The organism is Pseudomonas sp. NFX98, assembly GCF_047784845.1.
In the GTDB taxonomy this organism is placed as follows: Bacteria; Pseudomonadota; Gammaproteobacteria; order Pseudomonadales; family Pseudomonadaceae; genus Aquipseudomonas.
The window spans coordinates 75617-97629 of the sequence record NZ_JBLNNF010000016.1 but is presented as its reverse complement, the minus strand read 5'-3'; the positions used below and the strand labels follow the sequence as shown (position 1 = coordinate 97629).

Annotated in this window: 17 protein-coding genes; 7 read left to right on the top strand and 10 right to left on the bottom strand. The window is 59.4% G+C overall.

Features of this window, described 5'->3' with window-relative positions; translation table 11 throughout:
* Positions 1 to 187 precede the first annotated feature (187 nt).
* Positions 188 to 1618: a type VI secretion system Vgr family protein gene (locus ACM110_RS21120; protein ID WP_416129312.1), complete on the top strand. Its 1431-nt coding sequence runs from the start codon at positions 188 to 190 to the stop codon at positions 1616 to 1618.
* Positions 1619 to 1621: 3 nt separating this feature from the next.
* Here the strand turns inward: ACM110_RS21120 and ACM110_RS21115 are convergent, their stop codons facing one another.
* Complete coding sequence (locus ACM110_RS21115; RefSeq protein ID WP_416129311.1) at positions 1622 to 3013, bottom strand: FAD-dependent oxidoreductase; 1392 nt, start codon at positions 3011 to 3013, stop codon at positions 1622 to 1624.
* A gap of 70 nt (positions 3014 to 3083) precedes the next feature.
* Complete coding sequence (locus ACM110_RS21110) at positions 3084 to 4409, bottom strand: MFS transporter (protein ID WP_416129310.1); 1326 nt, start codon at positions 4407 to 4409, stop codon at positions 3084 to 3086.
* A 269-nt stretch (positions 4410 to 4678) separates the two neighbouring features.
* Here ACM110_RS21110 and ACM110_RS21105 point away from each other — a divergent pair, with 269 nt between their 5' ends.
* The gene (locus ACM110_RS21105) at positions 4679 to 5551 is read left to right on the top strand and encodes a LysR family transcriptional regulator (RefSeq protein ID WP_416129309.1); all 873 of its coding nucleotides are present in this window, start codon (positions 4679 to 4681) and stop codon (positions 5549 to 5551) included.
* 89 nt (positions 5552 to 5640) lie between these two features.
* Here ACM110_RS21105 and ACM110_RS21100 read toward each other — a convergent pair whose 3' ends face one another.
* Positions 5641 to 6501 carry a LysR substrate-binding domain-containing protein gene (locus ACM110_RS21100; protein WP_416129308.1) on the bottom strand — a complete coding sequence of 287 codons (861 nt, stop codon included), beginning with the start codon at positions 6499 to 6501 and terminating at the stop codon, positions 5641 to 5643.
* A gap of 109 nt (positions 6502 to 6610) precedes the next feature.
* Here ACM110_RS21100 and ACM110_RS21095 point away from each other — a divergent pair, with 109 nt between their 5' ends.
* Positions 6611 to 7720 (top strand): 2-aminoethylphosphonate--pyruvate transaminase, encoded by a 1110-nt coding sequence (locus ACM110_RS21095; protein ID WP_416129307.1) that lies wholly within the window; start codon positions 6611 to 6613, stop codon positions 7718 to 7720.
* A 150-nt stretch (positions 7721 to 7870) separates the two neighbouring features.
* On the top strand, positions 7871 to 8698 hold the full coding sequence (gene phnX / locus ACM110_RS21090) for a phosphonoacetaldehyde hydrolase (RefSeq protein WP_416129306.1): 828 nt from the start codon (positions 7871 to 7873) through the stop codon (positions 8696 to 8698).
* Between the two features lie 67 nt (positions 8699 to 8765).
* Here phnX and ACM110_RS21085 read toward each other — a convergent pair whose 3' ends face one another.
* Positions 8766 to 9140, bottom strand: coding sequence for a hypothetical protein (locus ACM110_RS21085; protein WP_416129305.1), 375 nt, complete (start codon positions 9138 to 9140; stop codon positions 8766 to 8768).
* A 320-nt stretch (positions 9141 to 9460) separates the two neighbouring features.
* Here ACM110_RS21085 and ACM110_RS21080 point away from each other — a divergent pair, with 320 nt between their 5' ends.
* On the top strand, positions 9461 to 10009 hold the full coding sequence (locus ACM110_RS21080; RefSeq protein ID WP_416129304.1) for a cytochrome b: 549 nt from the start codon (positions 9461 to 9463) through the stop codon (positions 10007 to 10009).
* A gap of 120 nt (positions 10010 to 10129) precedes the next feature.
* Here the strand turns inward: ACM110_RS21080 and ACM110_RS21075 are convergent, their stop codons facing one another.
* Both ACM110_RS21075 and ACM110_RS21070 read right to left on the bottom strand, forming a co-directional pair.
* On the bottom strand, positions 10130 to 11047 hold the full coding sequence (locus ACM110_RS21075; protein WP_416129303.1) for a 1-aminocyclopropane-1-carboxylate deaminase/D-cysteine desulfhydrase: 918 nt from the start codon (positions 11045 to 11047) through the stop codon (positions 10130 to 10132).
* Between the two features lie 167 nt (positions 11048 to 11214).
* Positions 11215 to 13254, bottom strand: a complete 2040-nt coding sequence (locus ACM110_RS21070; RefSeq protein WP_416129302.1) for an FAD-dependent oxidoreductase — start codon at positions 13252 to 13254, stop codon at positions 11215 to 11217.
* A 210-nt stretch (positions 13255 to 13464) separates the two neighbouring features.
* Between ACM110_RS21070 and ACM110_RS21065 the strand changes: the two genes are divergently transcribed.
* Both ACM110_RS21065 and ACM110_RS21060 read left to right on the top strand, forming a co-directional pair.
* Positions 13465 to 14595, top strand: coding sequence for a carbon-nitrogen hydrolase family protein (locus tag ACM110_RS21065; RefSeq protein WP_416129301.1), 1131 nt, complete (start codon positions 13465 to 13467; stop codon positions 14593 to 14595).
* A gap of 3 nt (positions 14596 to 14598) precedes the next feature.
* Positions 14599 to 15639: an AraC family transcriptional regulator gene (locus tag ACM110_RS21060; RefSeq protein WP_416129300.1), complete on the top strand. Its 1041-nt coding sequence runs from the start codon at positions 14599 to 14601 to the stop codon at positions 15637 to 15639.
* Positions 15640 to 15981: 342 nt separating this feature from the next.
* Here the strand turns inward: ACM110_RS21060 and ACM110_RS21055 are convergent, their stop codons facing one another.
* The 4 genes from ACM110_RS21055 to lon form a co-directional block, all read right to left on the bottom strand.
* Positions 15982 to 16824, bottom strand: coding sequence for a DUF2242 domain-containing protein (locus ACM110_RS21055; RefSeq protein ID WP_416129299.1), 843 nt, complete (start codon positions 16822 to 16824; stop codon positions 15982 to 15984).
* A 201-nt stretch (positions 16825 to 17025) separates the two neighbouring features.
* Positions 17026 to 18897, bottom strand: coding sequence for a SurA N-terminal domain-containing protein (locus tag ACM110_RS21050; protein ID WP_416129298.1), 1872 nt, complete (start codon positions 18895 to 18897; stop codon positions 17026 to 17028).
* Positions 18898 to 19129: 232 nt separating this feature from the next.
* Positions 19130 to 19402, bottom strand: coding sequence for an HU family DNA-binding protein (locus ACM110_RS21045; protein WP_002552737.1), 273 nt, complete (start codon positions 19400 to 19402; stop codon positions 19130 to 19132).
* Positions 19403 to 19551: 149 nt separating this feature from the next.
* The gene (gene lon / locus ACM110_RS21040) at positions 19552 to 21948 is read right to left on the bottom strand and encodes an endopeptidase La (protein ID WP_416129297.1); all 2397 of its coding nucleotides are present in this window, start codon (positions 21946 to 21948) and stop codon (positions 19552 to 19554) included.
* Positions 21949 to 22013: the final 65 nt, after the last annotated feature.

Sequence of the window (22013 nt, the reverse complement as noted above, 5' to 3'; positions counted from 1 at the left end):
CATCTATTGGCCGACGCTTTGCGCAAGTTTACCCGGCCTAAAGTTGGCAATCGACCAAAAATTCTGACCAAGAATCGACATCTTCTCCAACGGTTGTAGGGCGATTCTGAAACTTCGGTTTGCGATGTCCATATACCGCCGAGGTTTCGTACCCTCTTCGCCCGTCCCCATGGCAGAAGCGCGTTCGATGCATAACGACAAGGAAAGTCCCTACACCCTGACACTTCTCGACGACGACTTGAGCTTTCAGGTGGTACGGTTCAGCGGCCATGAGGCCCTCAACCAACCCTATCGGTTCGACATCGAAGTGCTCGGCCTGGCGCCGGCCATGCCTTCCGAACACTTGTTGCTACAACCGGCACACCTCGGTTTCGGGCGAGGTGCGGGTATTCATGGCGTGCTGCACAGCGTCAATCGCGAGCATCACGGGCCGCACTGTGTCAGTTACAAACTGGTACTGGTGCCCGCGTTGCAAGCGCTGGAGCAGTCTCGATCCCGGCGCATCTTTGCGCACCTCAGCGTGCCGATGATCCTGCGCCAGTTGCTGGAGGAACATTATCTACCTGACAGCAGTTATCGCTTTGAATTGACGACCGGACACTACCCGCTGCGGCCGTTTTGCATTCAGTACGACGAAACCGACCTGGCCCTGCTGCAACGGTTGTGCGAAGAGGAAGGCATTCACTATCACTTCGAACACCATCACGACGCCCATGTGCTGGTGTTCGCCGAAGACAGCCTGAGTTTCCCGCAGGAACCGCTGTTGATGCCGTTCCACAGCGATGCGCCCGACGCCGGCAACGCAGCGACGATCAGTGAATTGTTCCAGCGCCATGACGCGCCGCTCCTGTCGCCGCGACTCGACAGCAGAAACCGTGGCGCCGCAGGCCTCGACGACGGGGCGGCCAATCAGCCCATTGCCCGGGGAACGCCAACCTTGCCCCGCCCCGCCATCGAAAAGAGCCATCGCGATCAACTCGCCCGCCGGCATCTGGAACGTTTGCGTTGCCAGCAAGTGCAGATCCACGGCCAAAGCAATCACGGTGAATTACGCAGTGCCCACATCGTGCAAGTGGCGGAACATCCTCTGTCAGGGTTCAACGATCAATGGCTGGTGACCCAAGTGCGGCATCAAGGACAACAGGGCTCGATTCTGGCGCCGGATACATCGGACTTGCCGCCGAGTTACCGCAACCAGTTCACTGCCGTTCCTTGGTCGACGGTGTTCCGCCCGATGCTTGAACAGCCGAGGCCGAACATCCCCGGTCATCAGCCAGCGCGAGTGTGTGGCCTGGCCGGGCAACCGCCGACGGTGGATGATCGAGGCCGGATACCGGTCAGTTTATGGCCGGCATCGGATGTTGAATCAGAGGCATCCGACGGTCTCTGGATACCGGTTGCCCTTGCTGTTTCGGACAACCGTAGTGAGCCGTGCGCACTGCCTTTGGCCGGTAGCGACGGGCTGGTCAGTTTCCTCGACGGCGACCCCGATCGACCGGTGTTTTGCGCAAACCTGGGGCATCGCTCCAAGCCCCGGCCCGCTCGCTCCCCGGCGCCGCGCAGCGATACCCGACTGCTGCTGGACTGGTTGATCAACCCCACGCATCCGGGGCCCTGACCTTCAACCCTTGTCGGCCTTGCCGGCAGCGGCCGCGAACTTCGCCAGACGCACGTCCAGGTGTCGTGGCCGATGTCCGTGATCCTCGGCGCGCTCCTTGCGGCGGATGGCGTTGCGCACCATCAGCGAGCCGAGGTAGCGAATCGGCTCCGGTGGGAAGAAGCCCAGCGGCCCGTTGACCAACGGCGAACGGGTCCAGGCATTGTCGAGCCCCAGGACCATCGAAGCGAGAATCTGCCCGCCCATATGACACGGCCCGACGCCGCTGCCGGAGTAACCGAAACCGTAGAACACGTTGCCGCTGGCGCTCATCTGGCCGAAGAACGGTAAACCGGTGACCGAACGATCCGACGGGCCGTTCCACGTTGCTTCGACCTTGACGTCGGCAAACGCCGGGAAGAAATCCGCCAGGCTGCTCTGCAACAGGCCGGCATAAGGCGATGGTTGATCGAACACCGGCAGCATGCGCCCGCCATAGGCGAAGGTATTGCCGCCCTTGCCGAGCATGATCCGGCCGTCCGGGGTGTTGTGGTAGTAGTGCACGAAAATCCGCGAATCGAGCACCGTGACGCCGCTGGTCAACCCGATTTCATTGAGCAAATCGGGCCGTGGTTCGGTGATCGCCATGTCGCTGGAAACGATCGCCACGCTGCGCTCGAACTGCGGAAATGCGCGAGCCATCCACGCGTTCATCGCCAGCACCACGCGATCGGCGCGGACCGTGCCGTTGCGGGTCTGGATCCCGGCGGGCTTGCCCTCCTCCAGCCCGGTCATCGCGGTGTTTTCATGAATCTTCACCCCCAATTGCAAAGCCACCCGGCGCAAACCGCGCACCAGTTTGCCCGGCTGCACACTGGCCGCCGCCGGAGAAAACCAGCCTTCCAGATGCTTGGCCGAGCCCGCCATGCGCTGCACATCGGCCACTGGCCGCTGGGTGAACGAGTTGATGCCGTTGCGCTCCAGCGCCGCGATTACCGCGTCGGTCGAGCCGACCTGGGCGCGGTTGGTCGCGGTATAGAGGGTGCCATCGAGGCGATAGTCCGCGTCCACCGCGTACTGTTCGCAGAAGGCGCCGATGGCGTGGATGCTGCGCTCCGATTCCTTGACCAGACGCACGGCTTCTTCGACGCCGAACAACCGCTCAAGGGTGAAATACTTGGCCGACCACGACAGCGCGCAACCACCGTTGCGACCACTGGCCCCGGCACCGCAGATGTCCGCCTCAATCAGCAATACATCCAGCTCGGGGTTCTGCTCCTTGAGCATGATCGCGGTCCACAACCCGGTGTAACCGCCGCCGACGATACACACGTCGGCGCGGGCGTCGCCTTCCAGTGGCGGACAGGTTTCGGATGTATCAGCCTTCAAGGCCTGGTCCAGCCAAAAGGGTCTCATGGGGTCAATCTCCGGTCAGTGGTCCACACGCCAGCCTGCCGCAGGTGCAGCAGGCGACGCGGGACAGGATTCAGGTACGCAGGGGTTTGATGTTCATCGCCTGGTTGGGCACGAAGGGGTAGTTGGTTTTCAGGCCACCGGGGCGGCTGTTCCAGTGCGGGATCAGCACCAGCGCGGAGAACATCGCGCAACCGGCAAAGACGATGAACACGGTGACGGTGTCGAAGTAACCCGGCAGCAGCCCCCCGAGAATCGCCCCGACCGAGCCGCAGCCGTTGACGAAACCGGCTGCCGTGGCGCCGGCCTTGGCGGTGCCGAAATCGATGGCGGCCGCGCCGCTGATCATCGAGTCCGGTCCGTAGAGCGTCAGGCCCATGACGAACAACAGCGCCACCACCAGCGCCACGCTCCCGGTGTGCAGGGCGCCCATGAAAAACGCCAGGGAAACGGTCAGCGCCAGCAGGCTGATCACACAGGCCGGCATGCGCCGGGCGCCGAACAGTTTGTCCGAAGCCAGGCCAATCATGATCGGCCCGAGCAACCCGGCCAGTTCAAACGCAGTGGGAATGATCGCAGCGCCGACCTTGCCCACCGAGGGCATCTGTTCGAAAACGATCACCGGGCCCCAGAGTAGAATCGCGTAGCGTGCCGGTTTGAGCATGAAGTACGCCAAACCCAGCACCAGCACGGTGCGGTTGCGCAGGATTTCCTTCAGCGGCTCCCACATGCTGATTTTGCTTTGCGCCTCGGCTTCTTCAGCGGTCAGCACAGGTTCCGGCTCCACCGCCGGCAAGCCGACGTCTTCCGGTTTGTTGCGTTGGAAAATAAAAAACAGCACGGCGACCAGCCCAACTACCGCCGCACTGGAAATGAACGCCGCATGCCAGCTGCCGATGAGCGTATACGCCCACCAGCCGGCAAACGGCGAAGCGACAAGACCGCCAAAGGCGTAGCAGGAACTCCACAACCCCAGGACTCGCCCACGTTGCTCGGAGGGAAAGAAACTGCCGAGGTTCTTGCACAGTCCCGACCAACCGGTGGACTGCGCCAAGCCTTGAATCAACATGCAGGTGGCGAAGATCGGCAACGTGGCGTAAGTGCCCATCACCAGCGCGGCGGCCGCCGAAATCAGCAAGCCGCCAAGAACCACCACGCGAGGCCCGAAGCGGTCGGCAAGAATGCCCCAAGTGAATTGGCCGATGGCGTAAGCGGTCAGGTAAATGGCGTCGAGGTTGGCCATGGCCATTTTGTCGAGCATGAACGTCGGGTCTTCGCCGATGCCGAGTTTGGCAACGGAGAACGCTTTGCGGGTGAAGTAGAAAGCGGCGTAGGCGAGCCAGGTGATCGCGAAGATCTGCACGCGCCAACGCTTGATGGTGCCGATGTGCTTGTTCATTGTGGTTCTGACCTCAGGGTGTGAGTGTGCCGGCAGAATTGGAAGAAAACGCCTTTGTTTTTTATTGTTGAGCACTGCGAAATCACCTTGTCCCTGTGGGTGATTCCGGTCAGATGAGTCCTGTAGTTGCACGCACAGGCTCATGGCACCCGCTGCTGTTCGACTGACCAGTCACCGGGGCTGAGGTGGATAAAAACAATTACTGATTAATAAGTGAAATCGATTTATCGTATTTCACAAATAAGCTCAGCTTGTTACAGGAGTTTCCCATGTCGGTTTCCCACGCCCAGCTCAAAGCCTTCCATGCCGTGGCCGTGCATGGAAGCTTTACCAAAGCCGCCGAGCGATTGTTTTTGACGCAACCGGCGATTTCCGACCAAGTGCGCAAACTCGAAGAGCGCTACGGCGTTTTGTTGTTTCATCGCAACAAGCGCTCGGTGCGCCTGACCGATCTGGGAGAGCGATTGCTGAGTGTCACGCAGAAACTATTCGTGATCGAAGCCGAGGCCCAGGAGCTGTTACAGGACTCCCAGGCGCTGCAAACCGGCAGCCTGATTCTGGCGGTGGATGCGCCGGTGCACGTGCTGCCTCAGATCGCCCGCTTCTGCGAGCGCTATCCGGGAATCAGCGTGAAGATCGAAACCGGCAACACCGATGAGTCGCTGTTCCGGCTCTTCAACTACCAGGCTGATCTGGCGTTGCTGGGCCGTGACGTCAGCGATGAACGCCTGCTCTCCCTGCCGCTGCGCAATGACCCGATGGTGGCGTTCGTATCGCGCAACCATCCGTGGGCCGACCGCGAATCCATCACCCTCGCCGACCTCGACGACACGCCGCTGGTGCTGCGGGAAATCGGCTCGGTGACTCGCCAGACCCTGGAAGAAGAAATGGCCGGCGCCGGGTTTCGTATTCGTCCGGCGATTCAGGTTGAAGGCCGGGAAGCGGCGCGTGAGGCGGTGGTGGTGGGGATTGGTGTGGGCGTTGTCTCGGCGGCCGAGTTTGGTGCGGATTCGCGGGTGTGTGCATTGCCGATTACTGATTGCAAACGGCGGTTGACCGAAACGTTGGTGTGCTTGCGCGAGCAGAGTTCGCGGCGGATCGTGGCGACATTTCTGGAGATGGTTCGCGAGAGTCTGAACTGACCCCATCCCTGTAGGAGCTGCCGAAGGCTGCGATCTTTTGATCTTGTTTTTAAAAACGAAGATCAAAAGATCGCAGCCTTCGGCAGCTCCTACACCGGCGCCAACCCGAAAAACGCCTGAATCAAGCGCAGATCCCGCCGCCGCTCCATGCACCCCATCATGTGCCGGTTCACCAATCCTTCACCAATGATCGGCACCGCCGCCACTCGCGGGTCGTGACTGACCTCCACCGACGACACCACGCCCACGCCCAGTTCAGCGGCAACGGCCTCGGTCACCGCTTCGCGGCTGTCCAGTTCCAGCAACACCCGTGGATTGACCTTGGCCTGGGCACACGCGTCATCGAACGTACGCCGGGTAATCGAACTCGGTTCACGCAACACCATGATCACTTGATCCAGTTCCTTGAGCGGCACGCCTTTGGTCCGTTGCGCCCAAGGATGCCCATCAGGCACCAACGCACAAATGCGTGACTCGCTCAGGGCTTGCAGATGCAGGCCCTTGCGCGGCTCGACTTCGGTTAGCACCGCCACGTCGGCATGCTCGGACAACAATGCCGCCAACGTTTCCTGGGCATTGCCCAGACGCAGGTTAACGGTGATACCCGGATAGCGTGCACGCAGGCTCGCCAGCATCGGCATGACCATGTGCGGCCCGTCCGCCGCCACTTCCAGGCGCCCGGTCAGCAACTGTCGGTTGGCCTCCAGCATCACCTGCGCCTCTTCGGCCAGGCCGAACATCGCCCGGGTGATCGCCGCCAGTTTGGTGCCCTCCTCCGTCAACTCCACCCGTCGCGCGGTGCGGCGCAACAAGGTGATCTGGTAATGCTCCTCCAGTGCCTTGATGTGCCCGGTAACCGCAGGTTGGCTGATGAACAACCGCGCGGCCGCCCTGGTAAAGCTGCCCTCGCGGGCCACGGCATCAAAGGCGCGGAGCTGAAACAGGTTCATGAATAACCCTTACTGATGGCTGGCATAACAACAAACAATTTGATTGATAACTCGGCAAATTGCAATTTAGGCACCAACGCTTCATCCCATCGATTGCGAGGACACGAGAATGAGTACTGCCGCCCCCATCCTGCTCACCCCCGGCCCGTTGACCACTTCGGCCCGCACCCGCCAGGCGATGATGGTCGACTGGGGTTCATGGGATGACCGCTTCAACCAACTGACCGCCAGCCTCTGCGAACAATTGCTGGCGATCCTCAACGGCGCCGCCACTCACCACTGCGTGCCGTTGCAAGGCAGCGGCACTTTCGCTGTCGAGGCGGCAATCGGCACACTGGTGCCTCGCGATGGCAAGGTTCTGGTGCTGATCAATGGCGCCTACGGCAAACGCCTGGCGAAGATCTGCGAAGTGCTCGGCCGCTCGTTCAGCACTTTCGAAACCGCCGAAGACGAACCGACCACCGCCGCCGACGTCGATCGTCTGCTTTGCGCTGATGCCGGCATCACTCACGTTGCGCTGATCCACTGCGAAACCAGCACCGGCATCCTCAACCCGCTGCCGGAAATTGCCCACGTCATTGCACAACACGGCAAACGCCTGATCATCGACGCCATGAGTTCGTTCGGCGCCCTGCCGGTGGACGCTCAGCAGATCCCGTTCGATGCACTGATCGCCGCTTCCGGCAAATGCCTGGAAGGCGTACCGGGCATGGGCTTCGTCTTCGCCCGTAAAGAATCCCTGGCCAGCGCCGCCGGCAACTCGCATTCGCTGGCGATGGACCTTTACGATCAGCACAGCTACATGGTCAAGACCGGTCAATGGCGCTTCACCCCGCCGACCCACGTGGTCGCGGCGCTGCACGAAGCCCTGCTGCAATACAACGAAGAAGGTGGCTTGCCGGCACGGCACGGACGCTACGCCGCCAACTGCCAGGCATTGATGGAAGAGATGGGCAAACTGGGCCTGCGCAGCTTCCTGCCTGCCTCGATTCAGGCACCGATCATCGCCACCTTCCACGCCCCGAAAGACCCGCGCTATCAGTTCAAGGAGTTCTACGAACGGGTCAAGGCCAAGGGTTACATCCTCTACCCCGGCAAACTGACCCAGGTCGAAACCTTCCGCGTGGGTTGCATCGGTCACGTCCAGCCGGCGGAAATGCGCGAAGCCGTGGCGGCCATCGCTGAAGTGTTGCGCGAGATGGAAGTGCTCGAAATCTGAACCACCTTCCCCTGTGGGAGCGGGCTTGCCCGCGATGAGGCCAGACCAGTCAGCACACATGTTGAATGAAAGACCGCCATCGCGAGCAAGCTCGCTCCCACAGTAAAAGCTGCTCTCCAATAGTCAGTTGTTTACAGGAAATTAATTGCCATGAACTACACCAACCCAACCAAACTGCAAGCCGCCATCCTCGACTGGGCCGGCACCGTCGTCGACTTCGGCTCCTTCGCGCCGACGCAGATTTTTGTCGAGGCCTTCGCAGAATTCGACGTTCAGGTTTCCATCGAAGAAGCCCGCGGCCCGATGGGCATGGGCAAGTGGGACCACATCCGCACGCTGTGCGATCAACCGGAAGTCGCCGAGCGTTATCGCAAAGTGTTCGGCCGCACGCCGACCGACGATGACGTCACCGCCATCTACCAACGCTTCATGCCGTTGCAGATCGAGAAAATCGCCGAACACTCGGCGCTGATTCCGGGCGCCCTGAACACCATCGCCAACCTGCGCCAGCAAGGGATCAAGATCGGCTCCTGCTCGGGCTACCCGAAACAGGTCATGGACAAAGTCGTCGAACTGGCCGCCACCAACGGCTACATCGCCGACCACGTGGTCGCCACCGACGAAGTTCCCAATGGTCGCCCTTGGCCAGCCCAGGCATTGGCCAACGTGATCGCCCTGGGCATCGACGATGTCGCGGCTTGCGTGAAAATCGACGACACCGTGCCGGGCATTCTCGAAGGCCGTCGTGCCGGCATGTGGACCGTGGCGCTGATCTGCTCGGGTAACGCGCTGGGGTTGGACTATGAAGGTTATCGCGCACTGGCCAGCGACACCCTGGACAGCGAACGCAAGCGCATTCATGCGATGTTCGAAGGTTCGCGTCCGCATTACATGATCGACACGATTACCGACTTGCCGGAAGTGATTGCCGATATCAACAAACGTTTGGCCAACGGCGAAATGCCGCAAAACCAGTAAACAAAAAGCCGTAGGACTCAAATGAGTACTACGGCTTTTTTATGTCTTTGATTTACAGCAAGATCAATTATCGCTCATCGCTACCGAGAGGAATGTAGATCTCGGCATCATCCTCATCTTCAATAATCAACGTTTGAACTTCATCCGTTGGATTCGTGGTGTCCTCCACGCCCTCTTGCTCAACAGATTCGGCATCATCCGGTGCATCATCGGTGGGCTCGACTTCAGCCAAGGCCGTTTCCTCTTCAGCCGTCAGGCCGACTTGCCGCCCAGTTACATCAATGACAACCCCATCAACGTAAAACGTCAAACCATCAAACTCGAGCGAGCCATCGGCATATTGAATGGCGCCGTTGTTAAACTCTTTTGTTCCGTCGGACCACATTCTTCCCCAGGTGTATTCACTCACTTCACCACGGACTCCGTTCACATTGTCATTCATGCTCATTCCTTTGATCGCAAATTAATAAATACAGAAACATGGCCAACCCTTTAAATCAGCCGCCACGCCAGATGCATACTAATCAACCACCCTCGTCACTCAAGCCTGAAACTGAAAATACAGCACAAACAGAATCGCCCTACACCTGATCAACCGCTTTCAAACAGCCTGCGGTTATTTTATTTACGTGAAACTTTCTTCATGTCCGCATGCGGCAGAAAATCCTGCGTGCGCCAGGCAATCCCATACAAACAGGATTACAGTTAAAGCACCCCGTCACACAAGAACGGTGGTTAGATCCGTCCCGTGAGGAACACCGTATGCCGTGGAAAAATTCCGCCTCGCGCTACAGCACCGTATCGATCGCGTTGCATTGGTTGATGCTGGTCTTGCTGGCGCTGGTTTACGCCTGTATCGAGCTTCGCGGGGTCTTTCCCAAGGGCAGTGGCGGGCGAACGCTGATTGTCGAATCGCACTTCATGCTCGGCCTGACGGTATTCGTACTGGTCTGGGTGAGATTGTTCGCTCGCAGCCTCGGCCCGGCACCGCAGATCTTCCCGGCCTCGCCGCACTGGCAGATAACACTGGCCAGGCTGATGCACTGGGCGCTGTACATTTTCATGATCGCCATGCCATTGCTGGGTTGGCTGGTCACCAGCGCCAAAGGCAATCAAGTGATGTTCTACGGCCTCGACCTGCCGCTGCTGATGGCCGAGAACAAGGAACTGGCCAAAGAGCTTCAAGGCTGGCACGTTCTGGGCGGCACCATCGGCTATTGGCTGATCGGCCTGCATGCCGTGGCCGGGCTGTATCACCACTATGTGGTGGGCGATAACACCTTGTTGCGGATGATGCCCAAGCGCACTTAACGTCAACACACCCCCTGTAGGAGTGAGCCTGCTCGCGATAGCGGACTTCCGGTCAGCACAGGTCGACTGACAGTCCGCTATCGCGAGCAGGCTCACTCCTACAGGGAAATGCAGTGGTCTTCAGGCTTGTGTGAATCCCCGACGGCCCTGCAAGCCGCCGGTATGAACGAAGATCAGGCGTGTGCCCTTCTTGAATCGCCCTGATTCGACCTGCTGCCTGAGCGCCAGCAATGCCTTTCCGGTGTATAGCGGCTCAAGCGGAACGCCGCTGGCCTGCTCGGTCTGTTCGATGAATTCGATTAGCGGCGGATCTACTTTGGCGAAGCCGCCACGGCTGGCATCGATCAGCTCATAGGCCACTCCACCCTTCTGCTGAGTAATCTTTTCGACCTGCTGCGCCACACCATGGTCGTCAGGTACCGCCAGCGCGCCATAAACCGCGTGCTCTCCTGCTTCAGCCAAAACCAGGCCAGCCAAGGTAGTTCCGGTTCCACAGGCCAGCCACCAACCGTCGTAATCGCTCCAACCCAAATGAGGCAATTGCTTGCGGACCTGATCCTTGAGCTGCATGCAGCCACGCGCACCCGGCAACCCGCCTCCGCCTTCGGGCACAGGATGCAGATCGGGATACTGTTCTTTCCATGGCAACCAGAAACCCGGTTCATGCCGCGCTCGATAACCGCCATAGCCCAGCCAGTGCAACTGCATGCCGAACGCCTGCAAGTCCTTTACCGTTGGTGTTTCCTGTGGATGCCCGCGCAACAGGCCGACTGTGGAAAACCCGAAACGCTTGCCGGCCGCGGCCAGTGCATGCAGATGATTGGAATGAGCTCCACCCAGGCTGATGATGCCTTTGGTGCCGGACTGTTCAGCGAGTTTCAGGTGTTCAATCAGCTTGAACCATTTGTTGCCGCTGATCAGCGGGTCGATCTGATCCAGACGCAGGATCGCGCCTTCGATGCCGGCCGTGGTGAGCCAGTCGAAAGAAAGGTGTTCGAGGGGGGCTTGGGGGAGCCAGTTACCGGGAGGGAGATGCATCAATGCCGGATCCGTGTAAGGAGCCGGCATCTTAGCAGCCTTGAGACCGCCATCGCGGGCAAGCCTTGCTCCTACAATATTTGTGATCGCCGCATTATTTAGGCACGACACAAAACCTGTAGGAGCAAGGCTTGCCCGCGATGGCCATTGGCACGCTTGACCTGCTTTTACAACTGCGCAGCCAACCGAGAACCCTGATTGATCGCCCGTTTGGCATCCAGCTCCGCCGCGACATCCGCGCCGCCGATCAGATGCACGTTCTGCCCCGCCGCCACCAAGCCGTCCTGCAACTCGCGCAGTGGATCCTGACCGGCGCAAATCACGATGTTGTCCACCGCCAGCACTTGCGGCTCACCGGTTTCGCCGATGCGGATGTGCAGGCCTTCGTCGTCGATCTTCAGGTATTCGACGCTGTTGAGCATCTGCACCTGCTTGTTCTTCAGACCGGTACGGTGAATCCAGCCTGTGGTCTTGCCCAGGCCATCGCCGACCTTGGATTTCTTGCGTTGCAGCAGGAACACTTCGCGGGCCGGTGCATGAGGTGCAGCCTTGATCCCGGCGACACCGCCGCGCGCTTCCAGATGCGTGTCGATGCCCCACTCTTTCCAGAACTCATCACGGTTCAGGCTGGTGGCCTCGCCCTGATGGACCAGGAATTCCGAGACGTCAAAACCGATACCGCCAGCACCGATCACCGCAACGCGTTTGCCCACCGGTTTGCGCTGAAGCAACACGTCCAGATAGCTCAACACCTTGGCGTTCTCCACGCCCGGAATCGCAGGGGTTCTCGGGGCGATTCCGGTCGCGAGGATGATCTCGTCGTAACCGCCCTCGACCAGTTTCGCCACATCGACGCGAGTGTTCAGGCACACCTCGACGTTGCTGGTCTGCAATTTGCGGCCGAAATAACGCAGGGTCTCAAAGAACTCTTCCTTGCCCGGCACACGTTTGGCGACGTTGAACTGGCCGCCGATCTCGCTGGCCGAATCAAACAGCGTCACCTCATGACCACGCTCGGCGGCCACGGTCGCAGCGGCCAAACCGGCAGGGCCGGCACCGACTACGGCGATCTTCTTGATCTGCTGCACCGGCAAGTAGTTGAGTTCGGTTTCGTGACAGGCACGCGGGTTGACCAGGCAACTGGTCAACTTGCCGCCGAAGGTGTGGTCCAGGCACGCCTGGTTGCAACCGATGCAGGTGTTGATTTCATCGGCGCGGCCTTCAGCGGCCTTGTTGACGAAATCCGCGTCGGCGAGGAACGGTCGTGCCATGGACACCATGTCGGCATCGCCATCGGCCAAAATCTGCTCGGCCACTTCCGGAGTGTTGATGCGGTTGGTGGTGATCAGCGGAATGCTCACCGAGCCACGCAGCTTGGCGGTGACTTTACTGAACGCCGCACGCGGCACCTTGGTGGCGATGGTCGGAATCCGCGCTTCGTGCCAGCCGATCCCGGTGTTGATGATCGTCGCACCGGCCTTCTCGATGGCCTTGGCCAACAGCACGATTTCTTCCCAGGTGCTGCCGCCTTCGACCAGATCGAGCATCGACAAACGGAAAATGATGATGAAGTTCGGGCCGACCGCTTCACGTACGCGGCGGACGATTTCCACCGGCAGGCGCATGCGGTTTTCGTAGCTGCCGCCCCAGCGGTCGGTGCGGTGGTTGGTGTGGGCCGCGAGGAACTGGTTAATGAAATAACCTTCGGAGCCCATGATTTCGACGCCGTCGTACTCGGCCTGTTGCGCCAGGGTCGAGCAGGTGACGAAATCGCGGATCTGTTTCTCGATGCCTTCCTCGTCCAGCTCTTTCGGCTTGAACGGATTGATCGGCGCCTGGATGGCGCTTGGTGCGACCTGCTTCGGGCTATAGGCATAGCGACCGGCGTGGAGGATCTGCATGCAGATCTTGCCGCCCGCTTCGTGCACCGCGCGAGTCACGATCTGGTGCTTGAGCGCTTCTTCCTCGGTGGTCAGCTTGGCTGCGCCGGAGTACACGCCACCCTCGTCGTTCGGCCCGATACCGCCAGTGACCATCAGGCCGACACCGCCACGGGCACGCTCGGCGAAGTACGCCGCCATACGCTCGAAGCCACCCGGTTTTTCTTCCAGACCGGTGTGCATCGAGCCCATCAAGGTGCGGTTGCGCAACGTGGTAAAACCCAGGTCCAGCGGGGCCAACAGGTGCGGGTAATGAGCGGCGGTCATCGGTAACTCCACAACAAACGATCACGGAAAAAGTGAGGACGCTCTTTGGCGTCCCTCTGTCATGGGTTACAGACTATGAGCAGTCCAGCGGTCGCTCAATGACCGAAACTGACAACTTATTGATCAAAATGTGCAGCGCCCCTTGGCAAGCGGGAACATGGGTCATACCCTAGTCGTCGAACCCTGCACACGGCCGTCGACTGTTTCCCCATGCGCAAACTTTTGTACCTGACTTTCTCCATGGCGTTGATCGCCGCACTGACAACCTACGCCATGTGGGCTGCGGACCGCCCGGTCGGTCATTACCTCTCGGACTTGAGGATTGATCTCGCGGTTGACCAGGGCCAACCCGCCGACCGGGGTAACCTGCTGGGCATCCAGCCCGAATTGTTTCCTACCGACTATCAAAGCCCTAAGCGCCTGCACCGCAAACTCGCGGCCTACCTGCAGAAAGCGCAGGAACAAGGCCTGTTGAACGAAAAAACCATCGTCGTGTTGCCCGAGCATGTCGGCACCTGGCTGATGGTCAGCGGTGAAAAGGACGAGTTGTACCAGGCCACCACCCTCAAGGAAGCCATGAACTGGCTGGCCGTGAGCAATCCATTGAAGTTCGTTCGCGCGCTGATTAGCGCCGAGGGCGGCAGTCGTCTGGATGACGCGCACTTGCGCATGAAAGCCAAAGGCATGGCCAAGGATTACCAGGCACTGTTCGGCGGGCTGGCAAAAGAATTCCATGTAACGCTGGTGGCGGGGTCCATCGTGTTGCCCGAACCGAGCATCATCGACGGCACCCTCAAAATCGGTCGCGGCGCGCTGTACAACAGCAGCGTTGTGTTCGGCCGTGATGGATTACCCATCGGCCAGCCGCAGCGTCAGATGCACCCGGTTTTCGAGCAGCAGGATGCGATCAAGGCCAATGGCGAGCACACACTCAACGTCGTCGATACTCCGGCCGGGCGCCTGGGCGTGCTGATCGGCAGCGACAGTTGGTATCCGGACAATTACCGCAAACTCGACACTCAGCAGGTACGGATCGTCGCGGTTCCGGCGTTCGTTACCGGCCGTGGCACCTGGGATCAACCGTGGCGCGGCTATCAGGGCTCGTTGACCCCGGGCTCCGTCAGTCTCAAGGCCGGAGAACTCAGTGAGGGCCAGGCCTGGCATCGCCTGACCCTGACCACTCAATCCCCTTCAAGCCAGGCGATCGCCGGCATGAGCGTGTTCCTGCGCGGGCAGTTCTGGGACCAGTCCAGCGCCGGCCAGAGTTTTCTGAGCAGCAACGGTCAGCATTTCGCCGACGGCAACGTCCGCGGGGCGCGTCTGCTGAACCTTTGGTTGTAAGCCATGAAACCGCAGCCGATGCGTCTCGGCGATTTGTCGGTCGGCTTCGTTCATAGCCTGGCCGACGCCATGCGCAGCCACGGTGTCGACCCACAGCCCCTGCTGGAACAGTACGGACTGGATGCGGCCCGACTCGGCGAAGCAGGTGCCCGACTCTCGATTCCGCGCTACATGCGTCTGGGCCACGGCGCCATTCAGCTGACCGGCAACCCGGCGCTCGGCTTACGGATGGGTCAGCTCAGCCGCTTGAGCCAGGCCGGTCTGGCCGGTGTCACCGCGGCCCAGGCGCCGACGGTGCGCGAAGCGGCGCGCTGCCTGATTCGCTTCGAAGCCTTGTATGGCTCCAACTATCGCGGTCAATCGAGTTTCCACGAGGACCCTCAAGGGGGCTGGCTGCGCTTTTACTCCATCAGCCCTTACAACAGCTATAACCGCTTCGTGGTGGATTCGATCATCGCGGGCTGGTTACAGCAATTATCCAGCGTCAGCCCTGCCCCGCTGCGCGCCGAACGCATCGAGATCGAATTCGAAGAACCCGACTACCGCGCCGCCTATGACGCGTTGGGCGACTGCCCGATTCAGTTTGCTGCCGAGCACAATCAACTGCGCCTGAGCCTGGCCAGCCTCGCCCAGCGCAACCCGGAGCACTGCCCGAGCACATGGCGCCACTTGCTGAGTTTGTGTGAGCGGGAACTGGAGCAACTGACGCGCACCCGCAGCCTGCGTGAACGCATCACTCAGTTACTGGGGCCGTTGCTCAATGGTGGCCGGGAACCCGACCTGGAAGAAGTGGCGGCACGCCTGAAGCTGCCCACCTGGACCTTGCGCCGCAAGCTCGCCGAAGAAGGTACGCAATTTCGCGCGATTCTCAACGACACCCGTCGCGACCTGGCCATGACTTACATTCGCGATACCGAACTGGCATTCGGAGAAATCGCCTACCTGCTGGGCTTTGCCTCAGCCGAAGCGTTTCAACGCGCCTTCAAACGCTGGACCGGCCAGACACCCGGCGAGTTTCGCCGCAGTCATCGCCAATCCGCCTGACATTTACAACTCGGTAGCGTCTTCGGCGGGTTCCAGCGGATCCAGTTCAAACGCCTGATACTCGAGCAGCTCTTCTTGATAATCGTCCATTTTCGAATCCCCCACAGCTCATTAAAAAAAGTCTGAATAAATGACCAGCGCCTTGAGCCTAAAGTGCCCGCATGAAGGAAAAATGACGCGGGCACGACACTTCGTCGCCAATAGATAAAACGTAGCAGGCGGTCGGGGATTTATCACAGGATTTTTTCGATGCAGACCGCAGGACTACGGTCTGTTTGATGCGAGTCAATATTTACAGCGGGAACGGGACCAGCGCAGTTTCGCGTGGCCCCGTAGCGCCGATCACTGACCAGTGATCGGCATGGCCTGAATCGGCTCCGAAGGTGGCGCCATGTCGCTTGGGTTGGCCGGTGGCGTGATCGCTTCCGGGGAAGGCGTTGGCTCAGCGCTTGGAGCCGCAGTAATCGGTGCGGCTTCAGGCGGTGGAGCTACCGGCTCTGACGCGACTGGAGTCGCTTCAACCGGTGCCTGTGCCGCGTCTGCCGCCGGGGCAGGCTCAGCCGCGGTTTGCGGGGCCAATGGCGCCGGTGCGGCCTTGGGCTCAGGCACACCCAGATCGGTTTTCGGCTTCTCGGTGATATGCGCCGCTTCTTTCACTTCCTTGGGCAGGAACAGTTCGACCAGCGCGAAGAAACGCTCGTAGAACTTGGCGGACGTCACGGTTTCGCTCGCGACCTTGACCATCGAGTCATCCGACGAACCGATCGGCATCGATACCGAGCCCAGCACACCGACACCGAGACTGGCGGAGTTGTTGGTTTTCTTCAGCGCATACTTGTCTTGCAGGGCATTGGCGAACACCGTGGCGTGATGCCCGGCACTGCCGTCTTCGGCGCAGACCACACTGAAACTGATTTCCATGTGGGTCTCGCCGGTCTGCTGGAAGCTTTTGTGCCCGCTGATCAGTTTTGGATCGCTGCTGGTGATGATGTAGCCCTGACTCAGCAGGGCCCGACGAGCGGCTTCGCAGGAAGCGGTGTCGGCCACTGGATAGTTACGGGAAAATGTCCCGGAGTCGTCGAAGTTCTCATGCTCATAGATGGCGGCTTTCTTCGACGAGCACCCGGCCGCAACGGCCAGCACCAGCGCCAGCCCGGCAACACGCATGGGAAATGATTTAAACATTGAACATCCTGAGGAAAACGGTTCGGGGCGTATTGTGCAACAGATCGATGCTTAGCGGCGCATCGATTGTGTCTTAAAACAGTTACAGGAGTGTTGACTCCGACATTCAGTAAATGTCCCGCACGTTTGTCTGTTCACCTGTAACAAAAAACCCCGGCCTTTCGGCCGGGGTTCTTGTGTAGCGCACCACTCAGTCTGAGATCAGAAACGCTTGATGTCAGCCTGGCTTTCCAGCTGCTTGCGGTAGGCCGCAAAGTCTTGCTGCCCAACGCGTGAAGCGAGGAAGCGACGGTATTGAGCCTTCTCTTCTTCGGTCGGCGTTGCGGCTTCGTTGACACCGTTCAGGCGCACGATCACCAGGTTGCCATCGGCCAGAGTCACGCTGGTGAACGTCGGCTTGTCCTTGGCGGCAGGCTTGGGCATGCGGAACAGCGCTTGCAGCACAGCCGGGTCAACCCCTTCCTGAGCGCGAGTCGCGGCTTCGGTAACCTTCCAGCTCTGACCGTCAATCGGCTTGTCCAGTGGCGACTTGCCGTCGCGCAGGCTGGCAATCAACTCATCAGCATGGGTCTTGGCAGCCGCAATGGCGTGTTCCCTGGCCAACTGCGCACGGATCGGGCCCGCGACGCTTTCCAGCGGCAATTGCGTTGGCTTGAGGTGTTCCTTGGCGCGCAACACGATCACGGTTTCCGGATCGAGCTCGATGGCGGTGCTGTTGGCACCCTCATCCAGCACTTCCGGGCTGAACGCTGCGGTGATCACGGCACGGTTGGCCGCAATGCCTTCGCCACCTTCACGGCCGAACGGCGCGGACGTGTGAACGGTCAACTTCAAGTCTTGCGCCGGCTGGGCCAGATCGGAAGCTTCGAACGAGGCGTCCTCCAGCTGCTTGGTCGCCTCGACGAATCGCTGCTCGACCTGCGCGGTCTTCAAGTCGCGGGTCAGCTTGCCTTTCAGGCTGGCGAACGTCGGTACTTCAGGCGCTTCCACGCCCAGCAGCTTGATCAGGTGGAAACCGAAGTCGGTGCGAACCGGCTCGGAAACCTGATCCTTGGTCAGCGAATACAGGGACTTCTCGAAGACCGGGTCATAGACACCAGGACCTGCATAGCCGAGGTCGCCGCCATTGTTCGCCGAACCTGGATCCTGGGAGAACTCCTTGGCCAGGGCCTCGAACTTCTCGCCTTTGGCCAGACGCGCCTGGATCTCTTCGATCTTCGCCTTGGCCTGTGCTTCGGTGGTCTTGTCGTTCACTTCGATCAGAATGTGCGCAGCCCGGCGTTGCTCGGACAAGTTCGCGATTTCTTTCTGATACGCCGCTTGCAGGTCTTCGTCCTTGACGCTGACCTGATCAAAGAAGGAAGCCTTCTTCAACTCCAGATAATCGATGACCACCTGATCGGGCGTCATGAATTCCTTGGCGTGCTCGTCGTAATAGGCTTTGACTTCGTCATCGGTCAGCTTTACCGCCGCCGGGTCTACCTTGATGTTCAGGGAGGCGAAATCGCGGGTCTGTTTTTCCAGACGGGCGAAAGCCAGAACCTGAGCATCAGTGACGAAACCGCTACCCGCCAGACCGGCGCGCAACTGGCCGATCAGCATTTCCTGGGCCAGCATTTGGCGGAACTGCATGCGGCTGTAGCCGAGTTGACGAATTACCTGGTCGAAACGCTCAGGACTGAACTTGCCATCAACCTGAAATTCAGGGGTTTGCAGGATGACCTGGTCCAGCGCCGCTTCGGAGAAGGCGAACTTGGAGTTTTCTGCGCCTTGCAGCAGCAGTTTGCGATCGATCAGGCCTTTGAGGGCCGATTCGCGCAGCATCTTTTCGTCGAGCAAGGAAGCATCGAAATCCTTGCCCAGTTGTTGCATGAGTTGACGGCGTTGCATATCGACCGCCTGGCTCAGCTCGTTCTGGCTGATTTCGTCACCATTGACCTTCGCCGCCTCGTTTTTGTGCGTCGTGGCCTGAAAAATGGCGTCGAAACCGGTCAAAGCCATCAGTGCAACGATGACCCCGATAATGGTCTTGGCAATCCAGCCTTGTGAATTGTCCCTGATATTCTGCAGCATGCGTCCCCCATAAACGGTTGAACTTCAAAATTAGGCAACCGTGGAGCGTGGGTAGAATCCGGATAGAAGAAAGGCGCATCCGAGGATGCGCCTTCTCGTAACTGGCGGAGCGGACCGATAACTCGAACTTGCGAGCCTCGGCGTCTCGGACCGGCAACTGCCGTCTGGACTACCGCTCCGCTGCCAGGTCAGGCTTGACCCTGACCCGGATAGGCAAAAACCTGAATCGAACTTAGTTGACAGCTTCTTTCAGTGCTTTACCGGCTTTGAAACCTGGTTTTTTGGCTGCTGCGATTTCCAGCGTCTTACCGGTCTGTGGGTTACGACCAATGCGAGCTGGACGATCAGTTACGGAGAAAGTACCGAAACCAACCAGAACAACGGAGTCGCCAGCCTTGAGAGCGCCAGTGACGGATTCGATTACAGCGTCCAGCGCACGGCCAGCAGCAGCTTTCGGGATATCAGCGGATGCAGCGATAGCATCAATCAGTTCCGACTTGTTCACTCTAAGTCCCCTTATATCTATTTGAGTATGATTCTAAGTTTTTTTGGTGAAAGCAAAAACGAGTGCTGAATGGCCAACAGACACTTAAGAGCCGCTTTATAACAAGGGCTCTAAAAATCTGTCAAGGAAGCCCCCCAGGCAAATACGTACTAATGCGTGCTAATTCTTTCCTTAGAATCGGACTCGCGTTTTTCATCCTTCGCGACAATCTCCGGAGCCACATCCGGCAAGGGCTCCGGCGCGTATTGCAGCGCAATTTGCAGGACCTCGTCAATCCATTTAACCGGTTTAATCTGGAGATCTTGCTTGATATTGTCAGGAATCTCCTTCAGATCGCGAACATTCTCTTCAGGAATGATCACGGTCTTGATTCCACCGCGGTGAGCAGCGAGCAGTTTTTCTTTCAAACCACCGATCGCCAGCACTTGACCACGCAAGGTGATCTCACCGGTCATGGCCACGTCCGCACGCACCGGAATGCCGGTCAATGCCGACACCAGCGCCGTGCACATGCCTACACCGGCGCTAGGGCCGTCTTTCGGCGTCGCCCCTTCCGGCATGTGGATGTGGGTGTCACGCTTCTCGTGGAAGTCCAGGGGAATGCCCAGACTCTTCGCGCGGCTGCGCACAACCGTCAGGGCTGCGGTGATCGATTCGACCATCACGTCACCCAGGGAACCGGTCTTGATCAACTGGCCTTTACCCGGCACTACAGCGGCTTCGATGGTCAGCAATTCGCCACCCACCTGCGTCCACGCCAACCCGGTCACTTGACCAATCTGGTCCTGCTGCTCTGCCAGGCCGTAGCGGAATTTGCGAACGCCCAGGTAGTGTTCAAGATCGTCCGCAGTGACCTTCACCGAGAAGCGTTTTTCCAGCGCATGCTCTTTGACCGCCTTGCGGCAAACCTTGGCAATCTGGCGCTCCAGCCCACGCACACCGGCTTCGCGGGTGTAGTAGCGAATGATGTCGCGGATCGCTTCGGCGTCGAATTCCAGCTCGCCTTTCTTCAAACCGTTGGCCGTGATCTGCTTCGGCGAAAGGTATTTGACGGCAATGTTGATCTTCTCGTCTTCGGTGTAGCCCGGCAGACGAATCACTTCCATCCGGTCCAGCAGCGCCGGCGGAATGTTCATGGAGTTCGAGGTGCACAGGAACATCACATCCGACAGGTCGTAGTCGACTTCCAGATAATGATCGTTGAAGTTGTGGTTCTGCTCGGGATCGAGCACTTCCAGCAACGCCGACGCCGGATCGCCACGCATGTCGCTGCCCATTTTGTCGATTTCATCGAGCAGGAACAGCGGGTTACGGACGCCCACCTTTGTCATCTTTTGAATCAATCTTCCTGGCATCGAACCGATGTAGGTGCGGCGATGACCACGAATTTCCGCCTCATCACGCACACCGCCCAAGGCCATGCGCACGAATTTACGGTTGGTGGCGTGTGCGATCGACTCTGCCAGAGAGGTTTTACCCACCCCCGGAGGACCCACCAGGCACAACACCGGACCACGAATCTTCTTCACGCGTTTTTGCACGGCGAGGTATTCGAGAATCCGCTCTTTGACTTCTTCCAGACCATAGTGGTCGGCGTCGAGAATGTCTTCTGCGCGCGCCAGGTCCAGGCGCACCTTGCTCTGAGCCTTCCACGGCACCTGAACCAGCCAGTCGATGTACGAACGCACCACCGTCGCTTCCGCGGACATTGGCGACATTTGCTTGAGCTTGTTCAGTTCGGCCGTAGCCTTGGCGAGCGCGTCTTTTGGCAGGCCGGCGGCATCGATGCGCTTTTTCAGCTCTTCGACTTCGTTATGCCCTTCGTCGCTGTCGCCGAGTTCTTTCTGAATGGCCTTCATCTGCTCGTTCAGGTAGTACTCGCGCTGACTGCGCTCCATCTGCTTTTTAACGCGACCGCGAATGCGTTTTTCAACTTGCAACAGATCGATCTCGGCATCCAGCAACGCCAGGACGTGCTCGACCCGGGCCGACAAATCGATGATTTCGAGGATTTCCTGCTTCTGCTCGATCTTCAGGGCCATGTGCGCGGCCATGGTGTCGACCAGGCGCCCAGGCTCGTCGATGCTGTTGAGCGACGACAGGACTTCAGCCGGGACTTTCTTGCCCAGCTGCACATATTGTTCGAACTGCGACAGCAGGCTGCGGACAAACACTTCCGACTCGCGTTTTGGTGCGTCGACTTCGTCGATCAACGAGACTTCGGCACGGCAATGGCCGTCCACTTCGCTGAAGCGCTCCACGGCGCCTCGCTGCTCGCCTTCGACAAGAACCTTGACCGTGCCGTCAGGCAGCTTCAGCAGCTGCAGAACGGTCGCAATCGTACCTACGCGATAAAGTGCGTCTTCACCGGGATCGTCGTCAGCAGGGTTTCTCTGAGCCAGCAGAAGGATCTGCTTGTCGCCCGTCATCGCTGCCTCGAGAGCTTCGATGGATTTCTCGCGCCCCACGAACAGCGGGATAACCATGTGCGGATAAACCACGACATCACGCAATGGCAGGAGAGGCAATTCGATGGTTGTCTTCATGATTTCGCCTCTACGGCGGCCATATGGCCGGAAACAGATGGAAGTAAGCTTGAAACCAAGATGGG

Bases quoted from the DNA above. Each gene is read 5' to 3' on its own strand.
- ACM110_RS21120 (WP_416129312.1), top strand. From the start codon at position 188: ATGCATAACGACAAGGAAAGTCCCTACACCCTGACACTTCTCGACGAC.
- ACM110_RS21115 (WP_416129311.1), bottom strand. From the start codon at position 3,013: ATGAGACCCTTTTGGCTGGACCAGGCCTTGAAGGCTGATACATCCGAA.
- ACM110_RS21110 (WP_416129310.1), bottom strand. From the start codon at position 4,409: ATGAACAAGCACATCGGCACCATCAAGCGTTGGCGCGTGCAGATCTTC.
- ACM110_RS21105 (WP_416129309.1), top strand. From the start codon at position 4,679: ATGTCGGTTTCCCACGCCCAGCTCAAAGCCTTCCATGCCGTGGCCGTG.
- ACM110_RS21100 (WP_416129308.1), bottom strand. From the start codon at position 6,501: ATGAACCTGTTTCAGCTCCGCGCCTTTGATGCCGTGGCCCGCGAGGGC.
- ACM110_RS21095 (WP_416129307.1), top strand. From the start codon at position 6,611: ATGAGTACTGCCGCCCCCATCCTGCTCACCCCCGGCCCGTTGACCACT.
- phnX (WP_416129306.1), top strand. From the start codon at position 7,871: ATGAACTACACCAACCCAACCAAACTGCAAGCCGCCATCCTCGACTGG.
- ACM110_RS21085 (WP_416129305.1), bottom strand. From the start codon at position 9,140: ATGAATGACAATGTGAACGGAGTCCGTGGTGAAGTGAGTGAATACACC.
- ACM110_RS21080 (WP_416129304.1), top strand. From the start codon at position 9,461: ATGCCGTGGAAAAATTCCGCCTCGCGCTACAGCACCGTATCGATCGCG.
- ACM110_RS21075 (WP_416129303.1), bottom strand. From the start codon at position 11,047: ATGCATCTCCCTCCCGGTAACTGGCTCCCCCAAGCCCCCCTCGAACAC.
- ACM110_RS21070 (WP_416129302.1), bottom strand. From the start codon at position 13,254: ATGACCGCCGCTCATTACCCGCACCTGTTGGCCCCGCTGGACCTGGGT.
- ACM110_RS21065 (WP_416129301.1), top strand. From the start codon at position 13,465: ATGCGCAAACTTTTGTACCTGACTTTCTCCATGGCGTTGATCGCCGCA.
- ACM110_RS21060 (WP_416129300.1), top strand. From the start codon at position 14,599: ATGAAACCGCAGCCGATGCGTCTCGGCGATTTGTCGGTCGGCTTCGTT.
- ACM110_RS21055 (WP_416129299.1), bottom strand. From the start codon at position 16,824: ATGTTTAAATCATTTCCCATGCGTGTTGCCGGGCTGGCGCTGGTGCTG.
- ACM110_RS21050 (WP_416129298.1), bottom strand. From the start codon at position 18,897: ATGCTGCAGAATATCAGGGACAATTCACAAGGCTGGATTGCCAAGACC.
- lon (WP_416129297.1), bottom strand. From the start codon at position 21,948: ATGAAGACAACCATCGAATTGCCTCTCCTGCCATTGCGTGATGTCGTG.